This window comes from Neisseria cinerea (genome assembly GCF_900475315.1).
GTDB classification, from domain to species: Bacteria; Pseudomonadota; Gammaproteobacteria; order Burkholderiales; family Neisseriaceae; genus Neisseria; species Neisseria cinerea.
In genome coordinates, this window is record NZ_LS483369.1 from 777102 (window position 1) to 795806 (window position 18705).

Annotated in this window: 16 protein-coding genes and 1 other RNA gene; 10 read left to right on the forward strand and 7 right to left on the reverse strand. The window is 49.7% G+C overall.

Annotated elements, in window-relative coordinates:
* Positions 1-74 precede the first annotated feature (74 nt).
* The 3 genes from DQM57_RS04150 to ssrA all read left to right on the forward strand — a co-directional run bounded on the left by DQM57_RS04150 (position 75) and on the right by ssrA (position 2314).
* Positions 75-1130, forward strand: coding sequence for a sulfate ABC transporter substrate-binding protein (locus DQM57_RS04150; RefSeq protein WP_108043654.1), 1056 nt, complete (start codon positions 75-77; stop codon positions 1128-1130).
* A gap of 154 nt (positions 1131-1284) precedes the next feature.
* Positions 1285-1890 (forward strand): Smr/MutS family protein, encoded by a 606-nt coding sequence (locus tag DQM57_RS04155; RefSeq protein ID WP_108043653.1) that lies wholly within the window; start codon positions 1285-1287, stop codon positions 1888-1890.
* Between the two features lie 62 nt (positions 1891-1952).
* Positions 1953-2314: a transfer-messenger RNA gene (gene ssrA, locus DQM57_RS04160) on the forward strand.
* Between the two features lie 257 nt (positions 2315-2571).
* On the opposite strand, the gene DQM57_RS04165 is transcribed toward ssrA, so the two are convergent.
* Positions 2572-3999, reverse strand: a complete 1428-nt coding sequence (locus tag DQM57_RS04165) for an acyl-CoA dehydrogenase family protein (RefSeq protein WP_111727015.1) — start codon at positions 3997-3999, stop codon at positions 2572-2574.
* 208 nt (positions 4000-4207) lie between these two features.
* Here DQM57_RS04165 and mfd point away from each other — a divergent pair, with 208 nt between their 5' ends.
* The 6 genes from mfd (at position 4208) to ftsB (ending at position 11096) form a co-directional block, all read left to right on the forward strand.
* Positions 4208-7636, forward strand: a complete 3429-nt coding sequence (gene mfd, locus DQM57_RS04170; protein ID WP_111727017.1) for a transcription-repair coupling factor — start codon at positions 4208-4210, stop codon at positions 7634-7636.
* 126 nt (positions 7637-7762) lie between these two features.
* Positions 7763-8146: an aspartate 1-decarboxylase gene (panD, locus tag DQM57_RS04175; RefSeq protein ID WP_002217080.1), complete on the forward strand. Its 384-nt coding sequence runs from the start codon at positions 7763-7765 to the stop codon at positions 8144-8146.
* A 21-nt stretch (positions 8147-8167) separates the two neighbouring features.
* A complete protein-coding gene (gene kdsA / locus DQM57_RS04180) occupies positions 8168-9010 on the forward strand; it encodes a 3-deoxy-8-phosphooctulonate synthase (RefSeq protein ID WP_111727019.1) in 843 nt (280 codons plus the stop codon).
* An 18-nt stretch (positions 9011-9028) separates the two neighbouring features.
* The gene (locus DQM57_RS04185) at positions 9029-9472 is read left to right on the forward strand and encodes a DUF4149 domain-containing protein (RefSeq protein WP_111727021.1); all 444 of its coding nucleotides are present in this window, start codon (positions 9029-9031) and stop codon (positions 9470-9472) included.
* Between the two features lie 44 nt (positions 9473-9516).
* A complete protein-coding gene (eno, locus tag DQM57_RS04190; protein ID WP_111727023.1) occupies positions 9517-10803 on the forward strand; it encodes a phosphopyruvate hydratase in 1287 nt (428 codons plus the stop codon).
* Between the two features lie 14 nt (positions 10804-10817).
* On the forward strand, positions 10818-11096 hold the full coding sequence (ftsB, locus tag DQM57_RS04195; RefSeq protein WP_107859965.1) for a cell division protein FtsB: 279 nt from the start codon (positions 10818-10820) through the stop codon (positions 11094-11096).
* Positions 11097-11135: 39 nt separating this feature from the next.
* Here ftsB and yfaE read toward each other — a convergent pair whose 3' ends face one another.
* The 3 genes from yfaE to nrdA form a co-directional block, all read right to left on the reverse strand.
* The gene (gene yfaE, locus DQM57_RS04200; RefSeq protein WP_107996829.1) at positions 11136-11426 is read right to left on the reverse strand and encodes a class I ribonucleotide reductase maintenance protein YfaE; all 291 of its coding nucleotides are present in this window, start codon (positions 11424-11426) and stop codon (positions 11136-11138) included.
* Positions 11427-11560: 134 nt separating this feature from the next.
* Entirely contained in the window at positions 11561-12694 is a 1134-nt protein-coding gene (nrdB, locus tag DQM57_RS04205; RefSeq protein WP_111727025.1) for a class Ia ribonucleoside-diphosphate reductase subunit beta, read from the reverse strand.
* A gap of 311 nt (positions 12695-13005) precedes the next feature.
* Positions 13006-15285 carry a class 1a ribonucleoside-diphosphate reductase subunit alpha gene (gene nrdA / locus DQM57_RS04210; protein WP_111727027.1) on the reverse strand — a complete coding sequence of 760 codons (2280 nt, stop codon included), beginning with the start codon at positions 15283-15285 and terminating at the stop codon, positions 13006-13008.
* 474 nt (positions 15286-15759) lie between these two features.
* Between nrdA and DQM57_RS04215 the strand changes: the two genes are divergently transcribed.
* Positions 15760-16092 carry a stress response protein gene (locus tag DQM57_RS04215; RefSeq protein ID WP_111727029.1) on the forward strand — a complete coding sequence of 111 codons (333 nt, stop codon included), beginning with the start codon at positions 15760-15762 and terminating at the stop codon, positions 16090-16092.
* Positions 16093-16122: 30 nt separating this feature from the next.
* Here the strand turns inward: DQM57_RS04215 and DQM57_RS04220 are convergent, their stop codons facing one another.
* The 3 genes from DQM57_RS04220 to DQM57_RS04230 form a co-directional block, all read right to left on the reverse strand.
* Positions 16123-16890 carry a 1-acyl-sn-glycerol-3-phosphate acyltransferase gene (locus DQM57_RS04220; RefSeq protein ID WP_111727649.1) on the reverse strand — a complete coding sequence of 256 codons (768 nt, stop codon included), beginning with the start codon at positions 16888-16890 and terminating at the stop codon, positions 16123-16125.
* Between the two features lie 95 nt (positions 16891-16985).
* On the reverse strand, positions 16986-17813 hold the full coding sequence (gene mutM / locus DQM57_RS04225; RefSeq protein ID WP_111727030.1) for a bifunctional DNA-formamidopyrimidine glycosylase/DNA-(apurinic or apyrimidinic site) lyase: 828 nt from the start codon (positions 17811-17813) through the stop codon (positions 16986-16988).
* Positions 17814-17860: 47 nt separating this feature from the next.
* Positions 17861-18526 carry a class I SAM-dependent methyltransferase gene (locus DQM57_RS04230; RefSeq protein ID WP_111727033.1) on the reverse strand — a complete coding sequence of 222 codons (666 nt, stop codon included), beginning with the start codon at positions 18524-18526 and terminating at the stop codon, positions 17861-17863.
* Positions 18527-18705: the final 179 nt, after the last annotated feature.

Genomic DNA, 18705 nt, shown 5'->3' on the forward strand with positions numbered 1-18705 from the left:
AAATCAAACATTATTTCCACAAACACCAATAGCCGTATAGAGTTGCCGTATCCACTAACCGACAGGATACGCACATGAAAACCTACGCACCGGCACTCTATACCGCAGCCCTGCTCACCGCATGCAGCCCCTCTGCAAACCCAGATAATCCGTCAGGGCAAAATATCCCGGCAAATACCGAATCCGACGGTAAAACCATCGCCCTGCTCAATGCCTCATACGATGTAGCACGGGATTTCTACAAAGAATACAACCCATTATTTATCAAAGAATACCAATCCAAACATCCCGGCACATCCGTCAGCATCCAACAGTCCCACGGGGGTTCCAGCAAACAGGCATTATCCGTAGCCAACGGCCTTCAAGCCGATGTCGTCACCATGAACCAATCCTCCGATATCGACCTACTCGAAAAAAAAGGATTGGTACAAAAAGGCTGGAAACAAGCCCTCCCAGACCATGCCGCCCCCTACACCAGCACCATGGTTTTCCTTGTCCGAAAAAGTAATCCGAAACAAATCCACGACTGGAACGACCTTGCCAAAAACGGTGTTAAAATCGTCATCGCCAATCCCAAAACCACAGGCAACGGACGCTATGCATTCCTCGGCGCGTACGGCTACGGCTTGAAAGCAACCAACGGCAACGAACAGGAAACCCAAAAACTCGTTGCAGCCATTCTCAAAAACACCCCCATTTTTGAAAACGGGGGACGAGCCGCCACCACCACCTTCACTCAACGAAACATCGGCGACGTACTCATCACTTTTGAAAACGAAGCCAACTACGTCAGCAAAAAACTGACAAAAGGACAATTCGAGATTGTTTATCCCAGCTACACCATTTCCGCCGAAAGCCCCGTTGCCGTCGTAAACAGCGTCGTCGGAAAAAAAGGCACGCAAGAAGCCGCCCAATCCTATCTCGAATACCTTTGGAGCGAACCGGCGCAAGAACTCGCCGCATCGCTCTACCTGCGCCCGCGTAACGCCGAAGTATTGGCACGGCACAAAGCCAACTTCCCAGACTTAGACACCTTCTCTCCCGAAGAAAAATTCGGCGGCTGGGAAAAAATCATGAAAACCTACTTCGCCGACGGCGGCATGCTCGACCAATTAATCGCCAAAAAATAAACATCATACCGCCCAAACCGCCTGATGCCGTCTGAACCACTTTCAGACGGCATCGTCCAAACCCCCGCAAGCCCATCCTGGCAAGCCCAAACAAATTCCCCTACAATCACATTTTCAAGCCAAAATAACGACAAAACAAATAACAGGAAAAAACATGAATACCGACTTCCAAAACATCCTCAAACAACTGGGCAAACAGGCCAAAAAAGAAGCGGCAGAAAAACAGGAAGCCAAAAAAAACAAGCAAAAACAAGAACAGGATTTGGATTTTTCACAAGCAGTCGGACAAGTCTCCCCATTAAAAAACCGGCAACAATATTATGCACCGCCCGACAAAACCCCCATCAAAGTCCGTCCTAAAGATACCCGCACCGAAGAAGAAAACTATTTCTACATCGGCAGCACATACAATGAACCGCCCGCCAGCTTCAGCAAAAACGGACAGGGAAAAAACGACATTCAACGCCTGAAAAACGGATACTATCCCGTTGTTACCGATGTCGACCTACACGGCTACAACCAAGAAGAAGCCCAAAAAGTCCTCAACGAATTCATCGAGTTCACCCAAAAACGCGGTGTATGCGGAGAAATCATCCACGGCAGCGGATTAGGTTCCAAAGGCTATACACCCGTACTCAAAAACATGACCCGCAACTGGCTGATGCAGCACCCTGAGGTACTTGCCTATGTCGAACCGCGGGAAGGCAACGACGGCTGCGTCCGCATCCTGCTCAAACGCAAATCAAGGCAGCAAGACTGACAAATTTCTCCAACAGGCTTGGCAGCACCTCACAATATCCGTATAATTTGCAAACCATTTCTGGGGGCGACCTTGGTTTCGACGGGGGTTGCGAAGCAGATGCGGGCATACCGGGGTCTCAGATTCCCGTAAAACACTGAATTCAAATAGTCGCAAACGACGAAACTTACGCTTTAGCCGCTTAAGGCTAGCCGTTGCAGCAGTTGGTCAATGGGCTGTGTGGCGAAAGCCACTGCAACGTCATTTTACATTGACTGGTTTCCTGCCGGGTTACTTGGCAAGAAATGAGACTTAAGGTAACTGGTTCCCTGAAGGCCTGTCGGTCGGCATGACGGGGATAAGATTCCAAATAGATACGACTAAGTATGTAGAACGCTTTGTAGAGGACTTTCGGACGGGGGTTCGATTCCCCCCGCCTCCACCATACCCTATTTTCAGCAGTATCCTGCAATACGCATAAAGCCTTGAAATTCAACAGTTTCAAGGCTTTTTTATTGCCCTTGCCGAGCCGGTGTATTTTTGAATCTCCCCTGCCCTGCGAGATAATCTTCAAAAATTACGCCATCATCCATCATTCTTTAAAATTCAATACAAACCTTCATCTGAATCCGATATTGACGATGCCTTAGCATGCCGTCTGAAAGCAACTGCACTTCAACGCAAACCCATACCCAATCATTACTATCCGCAATAGCAGCAGTCCAATATATCTTTGCGGATGTCGTTCAGCAGAAAGGCTGCGGTGTCTTCGTGTTCTGCCTGTACGAAGACAAAGAGTCGGGCGATGATTTTGCCGATGAAGACTTTTTGCAGGGCGCAGGCGTCGGTCAGGGTGTATTCCTGCAGGAAGCTGCGGATGTCTTCGGGCAAAGTGTAATCGCGGGCAACGGCGGCAAAGCGGGCATCGGTTTGCAGGCGGTCGAGCAGGGTTTGGTTTTTGTCCAACTTAATGCCCGCTTCTTTTTCTTCGGCGGTAGCGCGGACGAACTGGTCGTAAATTTCGGCATAAAGCATATCGTTCGGGCCTTCGAAGATGGTGAAGGGGCGGATGTCAATAGCGATGTTGCTGGCGGTGTGTCCGCGTTCAAAACCCTTCGCGCCCAATAGTTTCTGCAACATTTGCGCTGCGGCGTAAGTGTATTCCGTGGCTAGGGTTTTGATGATATTTGCCTCCATCAGTTGATGGGCGACGGGGGCAACAGGCGAAACGGAATGGCAGACGTAGCGGTAAAGAATCTCGGAAACCTGATGGCGACGTTGGATTTCTCGGCGTTCGTAATCTACGAATTTGATGTCGTTGCGGACGTATTGGTTCAAGTTTTCAAGGATGTATTCCATGATACCGTGCGTCATGCCGATCAGTTGCAGGCGGCTGCGGATAAAGATGTTTTGAAACGCGCGCAAACCGGCGGTGTCGCTCTGAGAGAGTTTCATGACGGCGGTGGCGGGCATTTCGGTGTCTATGCGGTTGACGGCATAACGGACGGCGCGCAAGCCTTCGGATGTTAGGGCTTCATAGCGGATGTATTGTTTGGGAACGAGCAGCAAGTTGATGACTTTGGAGAGTTTGCCGTTTTTGCGTTCTTTGGCGGCGACGAGGAGGAAATCGCTTTGCGAGTTGCCCTGCCAGTATTTCGCGGCATTGACATAAATGGTTTGATCGTCGATATATTCGTAGTAAGACTGCATTTCGCGGGCAATCGCCGCGCCGGAGGTTTCGGGTTCGGTAATGCCCAAACCACCGCCCTCGCCTTTGAAAAGCATGTCCAAACCTTGCGCGACTTGCGCTTCGTCGCCGAACTCTTGCAGGGGCTGCAACACCAGCGCGCCTTCGATGCCGGTACGCAGGGTAACGGGCACGCCGTAATGCCCCGCAATCCTTAGGACTTCTTGGATTTCAAACTGGCTACCCTTGCGACCGCCGTGTTTTTTGTCGAGGAAGGGCAACAGCAAACCCGCCTGCTTCAAGGCAAGCCATTTGTCTTCGGGCAGGTATTGCATGAGGTTGATGCCGTCTGAAAAAATGCGGCGGAATGCGGATTCGATGTGCTTTAAAAAAGCAGCCGTGCCCATGGTTGACGGCTGCGCGCTTGATTCAGTGTGTGTCATCATATTTTCCGGTTAATTTCTATTAACGGGCAGTTTTATCAAACCGCCGCCCATAATTTAGAGTTTAGTTTCTAAAATTTACCACAAAGTATGACAGCTAACAATCCGCTTCACTATTTTCATGCTAATCAATCTTTCAGACGGCATCAGATTATCGCCATCGTGTTAGAATTGCCGTTTGCCTCCGTATCTAAAATATTCCCGCGCCATGACCTATCCGATTCCCAAACCCCGTGAAAAATCCCGTTGGCTCAATCTGTCTCAAGGCTCGCTACCCTTGGCTTTGGCGCGTTATCTGCCGCATAAGCGGCTCAAAGTCGTGCTGACCCAAGATGCGGAACAGGCGTTGCGCCTTCAGACGGCATGGCGGTTTTTTCGTCCGCATGATACGGCGGTGTTCCTGCCGGACTGGGAAACGCTGCCTTACGAGCGTTTTTCGCCGCATCAGGATTTGGTGTCGGAGCGCTTGTCGGCATTGTGGCAGATTAAAAGCGGCACTGCGGATGTGTTGTTCGTACCGGTTGCTACGGCGATGCAGAAGCTGCCGCCTGTGCCGTTTCTGGCAGGGCGCACGTTTTGGCTGAAAACAGGGCAGACTTTGGATATAGGCCGTCTGAAAACCGATTTGGTGGATGCAGGTTATAACCATGTTTCCCATGTTGTCGCGGCGGGCGAATTTGCCGTGCGCGGCGGTATTGTCGATTTGTTCCCGATGGGCAGCGAAATGCCGTACCGCATCGATTTGTTTGATGATGAAATCGACAGCATCAAAACCTTCGATACCGAAACGCAACGCACCATTTCCCCTGTTTCCGAAATCCGCCTGCTGCCTGCACACGAGTTCCCCACCGACAGCGAGGCGCAAAAAATCTTCCGCAGCCGCTTCCGCGAGGAAGTCGATCGCAATCCGAACGATGCGGCTGTGTACAAAGCCGTCAGTAACGGCCATTTCGGTGCGGGCGTGGAATATTATCTGCCGCTGTTTTTTGAAAACGAGTTAGAAACGCTGTTTGACTATATCGGTGAAGATGCGTTGTTTGTCTCTTTGGGCGATGTTCATGCCGAGGCAAACCGTTTTTGGAGCGACGTCAAATCGCGTTACGCCATGGCGCAGGGCGACGAAACCTATCCGCCTTTGCTTCCACAGCATTTGTATCTCCCTGCCGATGTTTTTGCAGGCCGTCTGAAAAATTATGGTCAGGTGCTGCCCGATGTTTCCGGCAAGGAACACACCCTGCCCGACCTTGCCGTCAACCGCCAATCTGACGAGCCGTTGCAGGCATTGAAGGATTTTCAGACGACCTTTGAAGGACGGATTTTGCTGTGCGCCGAAAGTTTGGGACGGCGAGAAACCATGCTCGGTTTCTTGCAGCAAAACGGCTTAAAAGCCAAAAGCGTGTCCGACTGGCAGGGCTTTTTATCGGCGCATGAGCCGCTGATGATTACAGTGGCGCCGTTAGCTTACGGGTTTAAATTAGAAGATCAAAACATCGGGGTCATTACCGAATCCGATCTTTATCAATACGTCGCCCGCTCGCGCAAACATCATCGCAAAAAACACGCCGCCGTTTCAGACGGCCTGTTGCGCGACCTTGCCGAAATCAACATCGGCGACCCCGTCGTACACGAAGAACACGGCATCGGGCGCTATATGGGCTTGGTAACGATGGATTTGGGCGGCGAAACCAACGAAATGATGTTGCTCGAATACGCGGGCGAAGCGCAGCTTTATGTACCTGTTTCACAACTGCATTTAATCAGCCGCTACTCCGGTCAGGCGCATGAAAACGTCGCCCTGCACAAGCTCGGCAGCGGCGCGTGGAACAAGGCGAAGCGCAAAGCCGCTGAAAAAGCGCGCGACACCGCCGCAGAGTTGCTCAACCTCTACGCCCAGCGCGCCGCCCAATCGGGACACAAGTTTGAAATCAACGAACTGGACTATCAGGCGTTTGCCGACGGCTTCGGTTACGAGGAAACCGAAGACCAGGCCGCTGCCATTGCCGCCGTAATTAAAGATTTGACACAGGCAAAGCCGATGGACCGCCTCGTGTGCGGCGATGTCGGTTTCGGCAAAACTGAAGTCGCCCTGCGCGCCGCGTTTGTGGCGGTGATGGGCGGCAAACAGGTTGCCGTACTCGCCCCAACCACGCTTTTGGTCGAGCAGCACGCGCAAAATTTCGCCGACCGCTTCGCCGATTTCCCCGTAAAAGTCGCCAGCCTTTCGCGTTTCAACAACAGCAAAGCCACCAAAGCCGCGCTGGAAGGAATGGCGGACGGCATGGTCGATATCGTTATCGGCACGCACAAATTGGTTCAGGACGACATCAAATTCAAAAACTTAGGCTTAGTGATTATCGATGAAGAACACCGCTTCGGCGTGCGCCAGAAAGAGCAGCTCAAACGCCTGCGCGCCAATGTCGACATCCTCACCATGACCGCCACGCCGATTCCGCGCACCCTCAGCATGGCGCTCGAAGGTCTTCGCGACTTTTCGCTGATTACCACTGCCCCGAGCCGCCGCCTCGCCGTCAAAACCTTTGTCAAACCGTTCAGCGAAGGCAGCGTGCGCGAAGCCGTATTGCGCGAACTCAAACGCGGCGGGCAGGTATTTTTCCTGCACAATGAAGTGGATACGATTGAAAATATGCGTGAGCGGCTGGAAACCCTGTTGCCCGAAGCCCGCATCGGCGTGGCGCACGGACAACTGCGCGAGCGCGAGCTGGAGCAAGTCATGCGCGACTTTTTACAACAAAGATTCAACGTATTGCTCTGTTCCACCATCATCGAAACCGGCATCGACATCCCCAACGCCAACACCATCATCATCAACCGCGCCGACAAATTCGGGCTGGCGCAACTGCACCAGCTTCGCGGGCGCGTCGGCCGCAGCCACCACCAAGCCTACGCCTACCTGCTCACGCCCGAATACATCACCAAAGACGCAGAAAAACGCCTCGACGCCATCGCGGCGGCAGACGAACTCGGCGCAGGTTTCACCCTCGCCATGCAGGATTTGGAAATCCGCGGCGCAGGCGAAATCCTCGGCGAAGGACAATCCGGCGAAATGATACAGGTCGGCTTCACGCTCTACACCGAAATGCTCAAACAAGCCGTGCGCGACATCAAAAAAGGCCGCCAGCCCGACCTCGACGCACCGTTGGGCATCACCACCGAAATCAAACTGCACAGCCCCGCCCTGCTGCCCGAAAGCTACTGCCCCGACATCCACGAACGGCTCGTCCTCTACAAACGCCTCGCCGTCTGCGAAACCGTACAGCAAATCAACGCCATACACGAAGAACTCGTCGACCGCTTCGGCCTGCCCGAACAACCCGTCAAAACCCTCATCGAAAGCCACCACCTGCGGCTCGCGGCAAAAGAATTGGGTATCGATGCCATTGATGCGACCAACGAAGCGGTAACGGTAACCTTTGGCAAAAACAATAATGTCGATCCAACCGAAATCATCCTACTGATTCAGAACGACAAAAAATACCGCCTTGCCGGTGCGGATAAGCTGCGATTTACCGCAGAGATGGAAAATATCGAGGTCAGAATCAACACCGTAAAAAACGTTTTAAAAACCTTGCAAACCAGATGCCTGCCTAAAGAAAGCCGATACGGCAATGCCGTCTGAAACATTGTTTTCCTTGTCTGAAAGCTGCCATTATGAATTTGAAGGAAACTCCACTATAATACGGCATTCAGATTTTCAGACGGCATCCTGTCCGTCAAACCGCACCAAAACAACAAAAGGAAATACATGTTCCGTACCATGCTTGGCGGAAAAATCCACCGCGCCACCGTTACCGAAGCCGATTTGAACTATGTCGGCAGTATTACCGTCGATCAGGACCTGTTAGACGCGGCAGGCATCTACCCCAACGAAAAAGTCGCCATCGTCAACAACAACAACGGCGAACGTTTTGAAACCTATACCATTGCAGGGAAACGCGGCAGCGGCGTGATTTGCCTGAACGGTGCTGCGGCCAGGCTGGTACAGAAAGGCGATATCGTCATCATCATGTCTTACGTCCAACTCTCCGAACCCGAAATCGCCGCGCATGAACCCAAAGTCGTCTTGGTAGACGGAAACAACAAAATCCGCGACATCATCTCCTATGAGCCGCCGCACACCGTGCTGTAACCCTGAAAACGGACATTGACCATGGATATTAAAATCAACGGCATTACCGTCGGTAACGATGCTCCTTTCGTACTGTTCGGCGGCATCAACGTTTTAGAAGATTTGGATTCCACCCTCCAAACCTGCGCGCATTACGTCGAAGTTACCCGAAAACTCGGTATTCCCTATATCTTTAAAGCATCTTTCGACAAGGCAAACCGTTCCTCCATCCATTCTTATCGCGGCGTAGGCTTGGAAGAAGGCTTAAAGATTTTCGAAAAAGTTAAAGCGGAATTCGGCATCCCCGTCATTACCGACGTACACGAACCCTATCAGTGCCAACCCGTTGCCGAAGTGTGCGATGTCATCCAGCTTCCCGCATTCCTTGCGCGGCAGACCGATTTAGTGGTTGCCATGGCAAAAACCGGCAACGTCGTCAACATCAAAAAACCCCAGTTTCTCAGCCCTTCGCAAATGAAAAACATTGTGGAAAAATTCCGCGAAGCCGGCAACGGGAAACTGATTTTATGCGAACGCGGCAGCAGCTTCGGCTACGACAACCTCATTGTCGATATGCTCGGTTTCGGCGTGATGAAACAAACCTGCGACAATCTGCCGGTCATCTTTGACGTTACCCACTCACTGCAAACAAGGGAATCGGGCTCTGCCGCTTCCGGAGGAAGACGGTCGCAAGCACTGGATTTGGCACTTTCCGGCATGGCTGTCCGGATTGCAGGCCTGTTTCTTGAGTCCCACCCCGATCCGAAACTGGCAAAATGCGACGGCCCCAGCGCACTGCCGCTGCACCTTCTGGAAGACTTTTTAATCCGCGTCAAGGCATTGGACGATTTAATCAAATCGCAGCCGGTTTTAACCATTGAGTAATACGGACAAACTGCATCCATCATGCGAACCTTACGAAAAATCAGCCTTTACGCCGCAACTTTATGGCTTGGCATACAAATTGCCGCCGGCTACATCATTACACCGATTTTGTTCAAAATGCTACCCAAAATGCAGGCAGGGGAAATTGCAGGCGTTTTGTTCCATATCGTTTCTTGGTTGGGTCTGATTATTTGGGGCATACTGTTTCTGACACATACTAAAATCCTGACCCGTCTGCAAACTATTTTATTATGTACTTTGCTGCTTTCTGTCGCCATCAACCGGTTTCTAATTGCCCCTGTCATCGAGGCATTGAAATACGGTCACGAAGATTGGCTGCTGTCTCTGCTTGGCGGATCCTTCGGAATGTGGCACGGCATTTCCAGTATTGTTTTTATGGCAACCGCCCTACTTTCGACAGCCTTAAGTTGGCAACTTTCTTCCTGTAAGAATGCCGTCTGAAGCCCTACCGTTTTACCTCCCTTCACCTCACTTGGAGAATATTCATGAGTGCAATTATTGATATTTTTGCCCGAGAAATCCTAGATTCACGCGGCAACCCAACCGTAGAATGCGACGTACTGTTGGAATCCGGCGTCATGGGACGCGCAGCCGTACCAAGCGGCGCATCAACCGGTCAGAAAGAAGCTTTGGAACTTCGCGACGGCGACAAATCCCGTTACTTGGGCAAAGGCGTATTGAAAGCCGTTGACCACGTCAACAACCAAATCGCGCAAACCCTCATCGGTATCGATGCCAACGAACAATCTTATATCGACCAAATCATGATCGAATTGGACGGTACTGAAAACAAAGGCAACTTGGGTGCCAACGCGACTTTGGCCGTTTCTATGGCCGTAGCACGCGCAGCTGCTGAAGATGCAGGCCTGCCCCTGTACCGTTACTTGGGCGGCGCAGGCCCAATGGCCCTGCCTGTTCCGATGATGAACGTTATCAACGGCGGCGAACATGCCAATAACAGCTTGAACATTCAAGAATTCATGATTATGCCTGTCGGCGCAAAATCCTTCCGCGAAGCCCTGCGTTGCGGCGCCGAAATTTTCCACGCGCTGAAAAAACTGTGTGACAGCAAAGGCTTCCCAACTACCGTTGGCGACGAAGGCGGTTTCGCACCTAACCTGAACAGCCACAAAGAAGCCCTGCAACTGATCGTCGAAGCAACCGAAGCCGCCGGCTATAAAGCAGGCGAAGACGTATTGTTTGCCCTGGACTGCGCATCTAGCGAATTCTACAAAGACGGCAAATACCACTTGGAAGCCGAAGGCCGCTCTTACACCAGCGCAGAATTTGCCGAATACTTGGAAGGCTTGGTTAACGAATTCCCAATCGTTTCCATCGAAGACGGTATGGACGAAAACGACTGGGAAGGCTGGAAACTGTTGACCGAAAAATTGGGCGGCAGAGTTCAATTGGTCGGCGACGACTTGTTCGTAACCAATCCAAAAATCTTGGCCGAAGGCATCGAAAAAGGCGTAGCAAACGCATTGCTGGTCAAAGTCAACCAAATCGGTACTTTGAGCGAAACCCTGAAAGCCGTTGACTTGGCCAAACGCAACCGCTACGCCAGCGTAATGAGCCACCGCTCCGGCGAAACCGAAGACAGCACCATTGCCGACTTGGCAGTTGCCACCAACTGCATGCAGATCAAAACCGGCTCCCTCTCCCGTTCCGACCGCATGGCAAAATACAACCAACTGCTGCGTATCGAGGAAGAATTGGCGGAAGCCGCCTACTACCCCGGGAAAGCCGCATTCTACCAACTGGGCAAATAAAAAAGGTTTAACGTATGAAGTGGGTAACTGTCGTTTTATCCGTCTCACTTGTCTGCTGCCAGTACAGCCTCTGGTTCGGCAAAGGCAGTATCGGACGCAACAACAACCTGAAAGATCAAATTGCCGTTCAGGAAGAAAAAAACCAGACACTCGCTTTACGCAATAATTCTCTGGCCGCCGAAGTCTATGATTTAGAAAACGGCCAAGAAGCCATTTCAGAAATTGCCAGAGTAGAATTAGGCTATATCCAAGACGGTGAAACTTTTTACCGACTCATCAGGCATAACCGGTAATGCTGTACAAAAGCCGTCTGAATCCGTTTCAGACGGCTTTTATTTCAAGAAACCGTCAGGTTTCTCCCCGACCTCTCCCTCCAATCCGCAATCCAAACTGATATTTTCTTCAACGCAACAGCAACAAGGCAGTATTTCATCCTTACCCAGAAAAGCCAAAGGCGGTACACGATAAGTAACACTCCCCTCCAAAATCTTCAACCGGCAAGATCCGCAGTATCCGCTGCGACACTGATACTCCACCTTATGACCGGTCCGCTCCAGGCCTTCCAACAAAGTTTCCCCCTCCAACAACTCAAAAACCCTATCTCTCGTACTAATGAGTGCCATCTCTAACCAATCATAAAAATCCAAAACCGATAACAAGCCTAACCCACTATTTTTCATTCCTTATTGAAAAAATGCCGTCTGAAAAACAAGTTTCAGACGGCATTCCTCCATAAAAAACACATACAGTAAAAAATTTACAGCTCAAAGTCGCCCAAATCGTCCGTACTCACTTCGGAATCAATCTGTCCGATAAGGTAAGAAGAGATTTCCACTTCCTGAGGCGCAACCTGGACGTTATCCGATGAGAGCCACGCATTAATCCAAGGAATCGGATTCTGATTCGCTCCCTCAAATCCGATTGGCAATCCCACCGCCTGCATACGGAGGTTGGTAATATATTCGACGTATTGGGATAAGATTTCTTTGTTTAAGCCGATCATCGAACCGTCTTTAAACAAATATGCCGCCCATTCTTTTTCCTGCTCCGCCGCTTTTTTGAAGAGTTTGAAACACTCTTCCTGCAATTCCTCGGCAATTTCCGCCATTTCCGGATCATCGACACCCGAACGCATCAAATTAAGCATATGCTGCGTACTGGTCAGATGCAGCGCTTCGTCACGGGCAATCAGTTTGATGATTTTGGCGTTGCCTTCCATCAACTCGCGCTCGGCAAAAGCAAACGAGCAGGCGAATGAAACGTAGAAACGGATGGCTTCCAACACATTAACGCACATCAGGCAGAGATAGAGTTTTTTCTTCAACTCGCGCAAAGACACGTTAACGAGCTTGCCGCCGACATTGTGCACCCCTTCGCCCAACAGGTTGTAATACTGGGTGTATTCGATTAAATCATCATAATAGCAGGCAATGTCTTCGGCGCGGGCGATGATGTATTCGTTTTCAACAATATCATCAAACACGACCGACGGATCATTCACAATATTGCGGATGATGTGGGTATAGCTGCGCGAGTGGATGGTTTCGCTAAAGCTCCACGTTTCAATCCAAGTTTCCAACTCAGGAATCGATACCAACGGCAGCAAGGCAACATTCGGGCTGCGGCCTTGAATCGAATCGAGCAAGGTTTGGTATTTCAGATTGCTGATGAAAATATGTTTTTCATGTTCGGGCAGGTTGGCGTAGTCGATACGGTCGCGCGAGACATCGATTTCTTCAGGCCGCCAGAAGAAAGACAATTGTTTTTCAATCAGTTTTTCAAATACTTCGTATTTCTGCTGGTCATAACGTGCAACATTCACCGGCTGACCGAAAAACATCGGCTCTTTAAGCGCGTCGTTTTTGGTTTTGGGAAAAGTACTGTATGACATGACTAGGTGTTCGCAGGACATAACGTCTCTCTTTTTAAAAATTAGTCGACTTTTCTATCAATTTTTAATTCACAATATGAAACATATTGAATTTTATCAATAAAGTGCCATCCTAAAATAGCGAAGACTAAAGAACACTAATAAATATATAAAATTTATATTCAGCTAAGAATGACCGAATGGCATCCATACTTTTCCTTTTCTGGAAAATAACAACTTAGCTTCATATAGTAGTAGGTGCTAATTTAAGAAAATCCTTGAAGCCTTCTACTATCTAGAAGCCTTGGATACATTTCAAAAATTAACCTGTCTTAAATCTTACAAGCCCCACCTGCACAACCGTCATCTTGAATATCGGTCTGTGTATCATCCGCGCCGTCGCGGGTGTTGTGGTAGTACAGGGTTTTGACGCCGTATTTATAGGCGGTCAACAGGTCTTTCAGCATTTGCTTCATGGAAACCTTATTGCCTTCAAATTTGCCCGGATCGTAGGCGGTATTGGCGGAAATCGCCTGATCGACGAATTTTTGCATCACGCCGACAAGTTTTAGGTAGCCTTCATTGCTGGGAAGCTGCCACAGGGTTTCGTAAGCATTTTTCAGGGTCTCAAATTCCGGCACGACTTGCTTCAGGATGCCGTCTTTCGACGCTTTGACCGTTACCAGTCCGCGAGGCGGCTCGATACCGTTGGTGGCGTTCGCGATTTGCGAACTGGTTTCAGACGGCATGAGTGCGGTTAGAGTAGAGTTACGCAGGCCGTATTTGACGATGTCGGCACGCAGGCTTTCCCAGTCGTAATGCAAAGGCTCGTTGCACACGGCATCCAAGTCTTTTTTGTAGGTGTCAATAGGCAGTTTACCTTGAGAATAAACGGTTTGGTTGAAGAGCGGACACGCGCCATATTCTTTGGCAAGGTTTACCGACGCTTTAAGCAGGTAATACTGCATGGCTTCAAAGGTACGGTGGGTTAAGCCGAGTGCGGAATCGTCACTGTAACGGACACCATTTTTCGCCAGATAATAAGCATAGTTGATGACGCCTATACCGAGCGAACGGCGGCCCATAGTAGAGGTACGCGCGGCTTCTACCGGATATCCCTGATAATCTAAAAGTGCATCGAGTGCTCGAACGGTCAAATCGGCAAGCCCTTCCAACTCGTCCAAATTGTTCAATGCGCCCAAGTTAAAGGCGGACAGTGTACACAGGGCGATTTCGCCGTTCGGGTCGTTGATATTGTCCAGAGGTTTGGTCGGCAGTGCGATTTCCATGCACAGGTTGGACTGATGCACGGGGGCGACACTCGGATCAAACGGGCTGTGCGTATTGCAATGGTCGACGTTTTGAATGTAAATGCGCCCTGTTCCGGCACGCTCCTGCATCAGTGTGGAAAACAGGTCGGCAGCTGGAATGATGCGCTTGCGTATGTTCGGGTCTTGCTCGTATTTCGTATAGAGCCGTTCAAATTCGTCCTGATCGGCAAAGAACGCCTCGTACAATCCCGGAACCTCGTTGGGCGAAAACAGCGTAATATTGCCACCCTTAATTAGACGGGTATACAGCAGGCGGTTGATTTGTACGCCGTAATCAAGCTGGCGGATACGGTTGTCTTCCACACCGCGGTTGTTTTTCAACACCAGCAGGCTTTCGGCTTCGATGTGCCACAATGGATAGAACAAGGTTGCCGCGCCGCCGCGCACGCCGCCTTGCGAACAGGATTTGACTGCCGCCTGAAACATTTTGAAAAACGGGATGCAGCCGGTATGCCGAGCTTCGCCGCCCCGGATTTCGCTGTCCAACCCGCGGATACGTCCGGCATTGATGCCGATGCCCGCACGCTGGGAAACGTACTTCACAATCGCGCTGGTGGTGGCGTTGATGGAATCCAGACTGTCGTCGCATTCGATCAATACACAGCTTGAGAACTGGCGCGTAGGTGTACGCACGCCGCTCATAATCGGGGTCGGCAGCGATACTTTAAATGTTGAAACGGCATCGTAAAACCGTTTGACATAATCGAGGCGTGTTTCTTTGGGGTATTTGCTGAAAAGGCACATCGCCACCAGAACATATAAAAACTGCGGCGTTTCATAAATCTGGCGGGTAACACGGTTCTGCACCAGATATTTGCCCTCAAGCTGCTTGACGGCGGCATAAGAGAAAGCCATATCGCGACCGTGGTCGATATAGGCGTTAAGTTCGTCAAACTCTTCGCGACTGTAGTCTTCGATAATATGACGATCGTATTTGCCCGAATCGGTGAGTTTTTTAACGTGGTCGTAGAGATGGGGCGGTTCAAAATCGCCATAGGCTATTTTACGCAGATGGAAAATGGCCAACCGCGCAGCGAGATATTGATAGTCGGGCGTATCCTGCGAAATCAGGTCGGCAGCCGCCTTGATGATGGTTTCGTGGATGTCGTCGGTGCGGATGCCGTTGTAAAACTGAATATGTGATTTCAACTCGACCTGCGATACAGATACATTTTTCAATCCATCTGCCGCCCAAGTGACGACACGGTGAATCTTATCCAAATCAATAGGTTCCAATCTGCCGTCCCGTTTGGTTACTTTTAAATCAGTCGGTGTATTCATCACTTCCTCTTTAACTCTTGATGCGTAAGACACGGTCTTATTAAATGAATCAATTTGGACAATATAGTGGATTTTTTACGTTTTCTCTAGTCTTGACAATACCTGTATTTTTAAATTTCAATCAATGAAAGATAAAACCTGCCTACCGTATTTTTCTATAATATTTGTTTTATCTGATAATTCTTTTTTGACAGAAATCAGGTAAAAAATCCTCCTGAGTTCTGACTCCTGCTACATGGCGATGAAATAAGGGTTTTTTAAAGAAAGAGGAAATCCTTCAAAATTTCCGCACTATAAATTGTTAAATTTTGCAAATTACCATTTTTGCCACACTCGACCATGTACAAAATTCTCCTACCGAGAATATTATGAATTTGAATTTGTACATTCGCTAAAACGTTTAATTAAGTTGAAAGGTTGCCCCACCCGGCTGCAACCCTATATCGTAGGAAGTCGTAACAGGAAGGAACCATCATGACTATACAGAAGATAATTACCATGCTGTTATCTGCAATATTGACTGCAGGAACCATGACTGCCGTTGCCGATACTTCCAAACCTTTACACCAGCATAAGCATATAAGACACACCGGCAAACTGGGCAAACCCGCTTTGCATCCGGAATGTAGAAAATATTTGGAACGTCGTGCCGCATGGTACCGGCTGAAGGGCGACAGGCAAGAATTACGTGAAAACAGAAAGGCAAGCAAAGCATTTCGCACCCTGCCTTACACGGAACAAAAAATCCGATGTCAGGCTGCTTATGAGGCTTTCGATGATTTTGACAAAGGCAGATTCAGACGCTGACCTGTATAAAATATATTCCTTATTATGATTTCAGACGGCATCATCCAAGTCTCTGACAATGATTGTACGAATACTTTCTTCGATTTTATCCTTTAAGGCATAACGGTCTTCACTTTCCGCCGCGTCCGACACACAAATAAAATCGACTTTTATCGTCAGTTTTTTCATAGACACAATGCGCCAAAGGCAGGTCGGCAAACCGACATCGGCATATGACGGACGAGCCGTCCTTTTTCCTGCTTCGTCATAATAACGCAGCGCGACCGCCAAAACCTTTGCCCCCGCATCAATGGCAGATTGGAACAGTGCGGCCTTAAAAGGCAGAAGCTCCAAGCCCGAAGAAGTCCGTGCTTCAGGAAAAAAACTGACGTTTTGACCTCGTTGCAATGTTGCACAGATGGCGCGGTTAATCGGTTCGATGTCGCGTCGTGAATTGCGGTTGATAAACACCGTTCCCGCATTCTGCCCCATCTTGCCCAACACAGGCCAGCTTTTGATTTCCTGCTTGGCGATAAAGCTACTCGGATAAACCGCGCTCATGGCAAAAATATCCAGCCAAGATACATGATTAGCGGCTACTAAGACTCCGTCCAAATGTTCGGGGGCAGGCTTACCTACCACCAATCCGATATCCAAAGCCGCCAAAGCGCCCTTACCCAACGCTATAACCGCCCGATTGCGCGACTCCGGGCAATCGCCGTCGATACTGCGCAGGTTTTTCCCTGTTTTAAACAGCCAAACCGCCAAACGGTACAACCGATGCAGACGTGTAAAAATTGAAGCTCTGCTTGCCGACATAATCAATTCTTTTCCAAAAATAAATACTTGATGTTGGAACACTCGGACAGCATGCCGATAAAATTTAAAATGCCGTCTGAAACCGTTCTTCCGTTTTATTTCTGACAGTTCGGACAATAAAACGTTCCGCGCTGCCCCAAAATTTCTTTCACAATCAAACCGCCGCATCTTACACACTGCAGATTGTGCCGCCCATATACGGTATATTCTTGCTGAAAGTAGCCGCTTTTACCGTTACTGTCCACAAAATCCTTTAATGTGCTGCCGCCTGTTTCAATGGCGCGCCTCAAAACTGCTTTAACTGCATCAACCAAAACCGCACACTCTTTCTTTTTTACCCGGCAGGCAGGGCGTTTTGGCGAAATAGCCGCCCTAAACAGACTTTCATTGGCATAAATATTGCCTACGCCGACCACGACGGCATTGTCCATCAGGGCCAGCTTGACTGCCCGTTTCTGGGTTTTCAGCCTTGCATACAGATAATCCGCGCAAAATACTTCCGACAGAGGTTCAGGTCCCAGCTTTTCCAGCAGCGGATGATGCTCTTCGATACCTTCATACCAAAGTATTGCGCCGAACCTCCTCGGATCATGGTAACGTAAAACCGTGCCGTCCGAAAAGACAAAATCCGTATGATCATGCTTACCCGGCTTGCCGATACGTTCGTCCGAAGGCGTGAAAATCCGCAAACTTCCCGACATTCCCAAGTGAATCAGTAAAATTCCCATTGGGAAACGAACAATCAGATATTTTGCCCTCCTGCCGCAAGACAAAACCTGCTGACCGGACAAAATATCCCCCAATGCAGGATTAACCTGCCAGCGCAACTTCGGCTGGCGCAATATCACGGTTTCCACCGTTTTACCTTCGATATGGGGCGCGATGCCGCGCAACGTCGTTTCTACTTCCGGTAATTCCGGCATAATTCCTCCCAAAATGCCCTTCGGCCCATGCCGTCTGAAACATCTACCTAATCCGCAACCCTTGCCGCACCTGCTGCAACAGTTTTGCCGTCCCAAAATCCTTCCTGCGTCCGCAGGGGCGTTACACCCGCCACATTCTTAATCAAAACCAAACCGTATACTGCGGCACACTGCGGCCACCAACGGTCGCCCGCCTTTTCCATAAACTGCCAAAAACGTATTTTTCTGAGCGAAGAAACCGCCGGCAGATACACCATAAATTTTCCATATTCGATGTCGAAACCGATATCGGCGAGCTGTTTCTTCAACTCATGAAGCGGCAGACAAAACCGTTTTTCCGGCAAACGGACACCGTCAAACCATGAACCCAGCCCCCAAAGCGAATACGGATTAAAACCCGTCAGTATCAAGCGTCTGGACGGTTTTAATATTCGATGCGCCTCGGACAGGATTTGCGAAGGGATACCGCATTCCAGCGTATGCGGCAAAAGCAGCATATCTGCAGAAATATCTGCCAAAGCCATCTCTTCTGCCGACATCGACATATCACGCGGTACGCAGACAATATCTTCAGACGGCCTCAACCACGGACCGCCCACCTGAAGTGCACACATTCCCCCAAAACGGTATGACGCCACATACCGATTAAAGAAATCCTGTTCCAATTTTGCAACATACCGCCCCATCGCCTCATGTTCAAACCATGAATCCATATCACATCCGTTTCCGCGACATTTCCCGCCGGTATTCTATTCTAAACACGAACTCTGTCAAAAACACATTTTCCATCCCAAACCACTCCCCATACCAATCCGTACAAATGTTCTATAAAACTTGACGCTTTTTCAAGCAAACAGTACCATCGGACGATAAAATATGTTTATCCCCCCGA

What these genes read in the sequence shown, in the direction of transcription:
- DQM57_RS04155 (WP_108043653.1), top strand. Translation starts at nt 1,285, where the DNA reads ATGAATACCGACTTCCAAAACATCCTCAAACAACTGGGCAAACAGGCC.
- DQM57_RS04220 (WP_111727649.1), bottom strand. Translation starts at nt 16,890, where the DNA reads ATGTCGGCAAGCAGAGCTTCAATTTTTACACGTCTGCATCGGTTGTAC.
- nrdA (WP_111727027.1), bottom strand. Translation starts at nt 15,285, where the DNA reads ATGAATACACCGACTGATTTAAAAGTAACCAAACGGGACGGCAGATTG.
- mutM (WP_111727030.1), bottom strand. Translation starts at nt 17,813, where the DNA reads ATGCCGGAATTACCGGAAGTAGAAACGACGTTGCGCGGCATCGCGCCC.
- mfd (WP_111727017.1), top strand. Translation starts at nt 4,208, where the DNA reads ATGACCTATCCGATTCCCAAACCCCGTGAAAAATCCCGTTGGCTCAAT.
- ftsB (WP_107859965.1), top strand. Translation starts at nt 10,818, where the DNA reads ATGAAGTGGGTAACTGTCGTTTTATCCGTCTCACTTGTCTGCTGCCAG.
- kdsA (WP_111727019.1), top strand. Translation starts at nt 8,168, where the DNA reads ATGGATATTAAAATCAACGGCATTACCGTCGGTAACGATGCTCCTTTC.
- DQM57_RS04230 (WP_111727033.1), bottom strand. Translation starts at nt 18,526, where the DNA reads ATGGATTCATGGTTTGAACATGAGGCGATGGGGCGGTATGTTGCAAAA.
- eno (WP_111727023.1), top strand. Translation starts at nt 9,517, where the DNA reads ATGAGTGCAATTATTGATATTTTTGCCCGAGAAATCCTAGATTCACGC.
- DQM57_RS04165 (WP_111727015.1), bottom strand. Translation starts at nt 3,999, where the DNA reads ATGACACACACTGAATCAAGCGCGCAGCCGTCAACCATGGGCACGGCT.
- nrdB (WP_111727025.1), bottom strand. Translation starts at nt 12,694, where the DNA reads ATGTCATACAGTACTTTTCCCAAAACCAAAAACGACGCGCTTAAAGAG.
- DQM57_RS04215 (WP_111727029.1), top strand. Translation starts at nt 15,760, where the DNA reads ATGACTATACAGAAGATAATTACCATGCTGTTATCTGCAATATTGACT.
- DQM57_RS04150 (WP_108043654.1), top strand. Translation starts at nt 75, where the DNA reads ATGAAAACCTACGCACCGGCACTCTATACCGCAGCCCTGCTCACCGCA.
- yfaE (WP_107996829.1), bottom strand. Translation starts at nt 11,426, where the DNA reads ATGGCACTCATTAGTACGAGAGATAGGGTTTTTGAGTTGTTGGAGGGG.
- panD (WP_002217080.1), top strand. Translation starts at nt 7,763, where the DNA reads ATGTTCCGTACCATGCTTGGCGGAAAAATCCACCGCGCCACCGTTACC.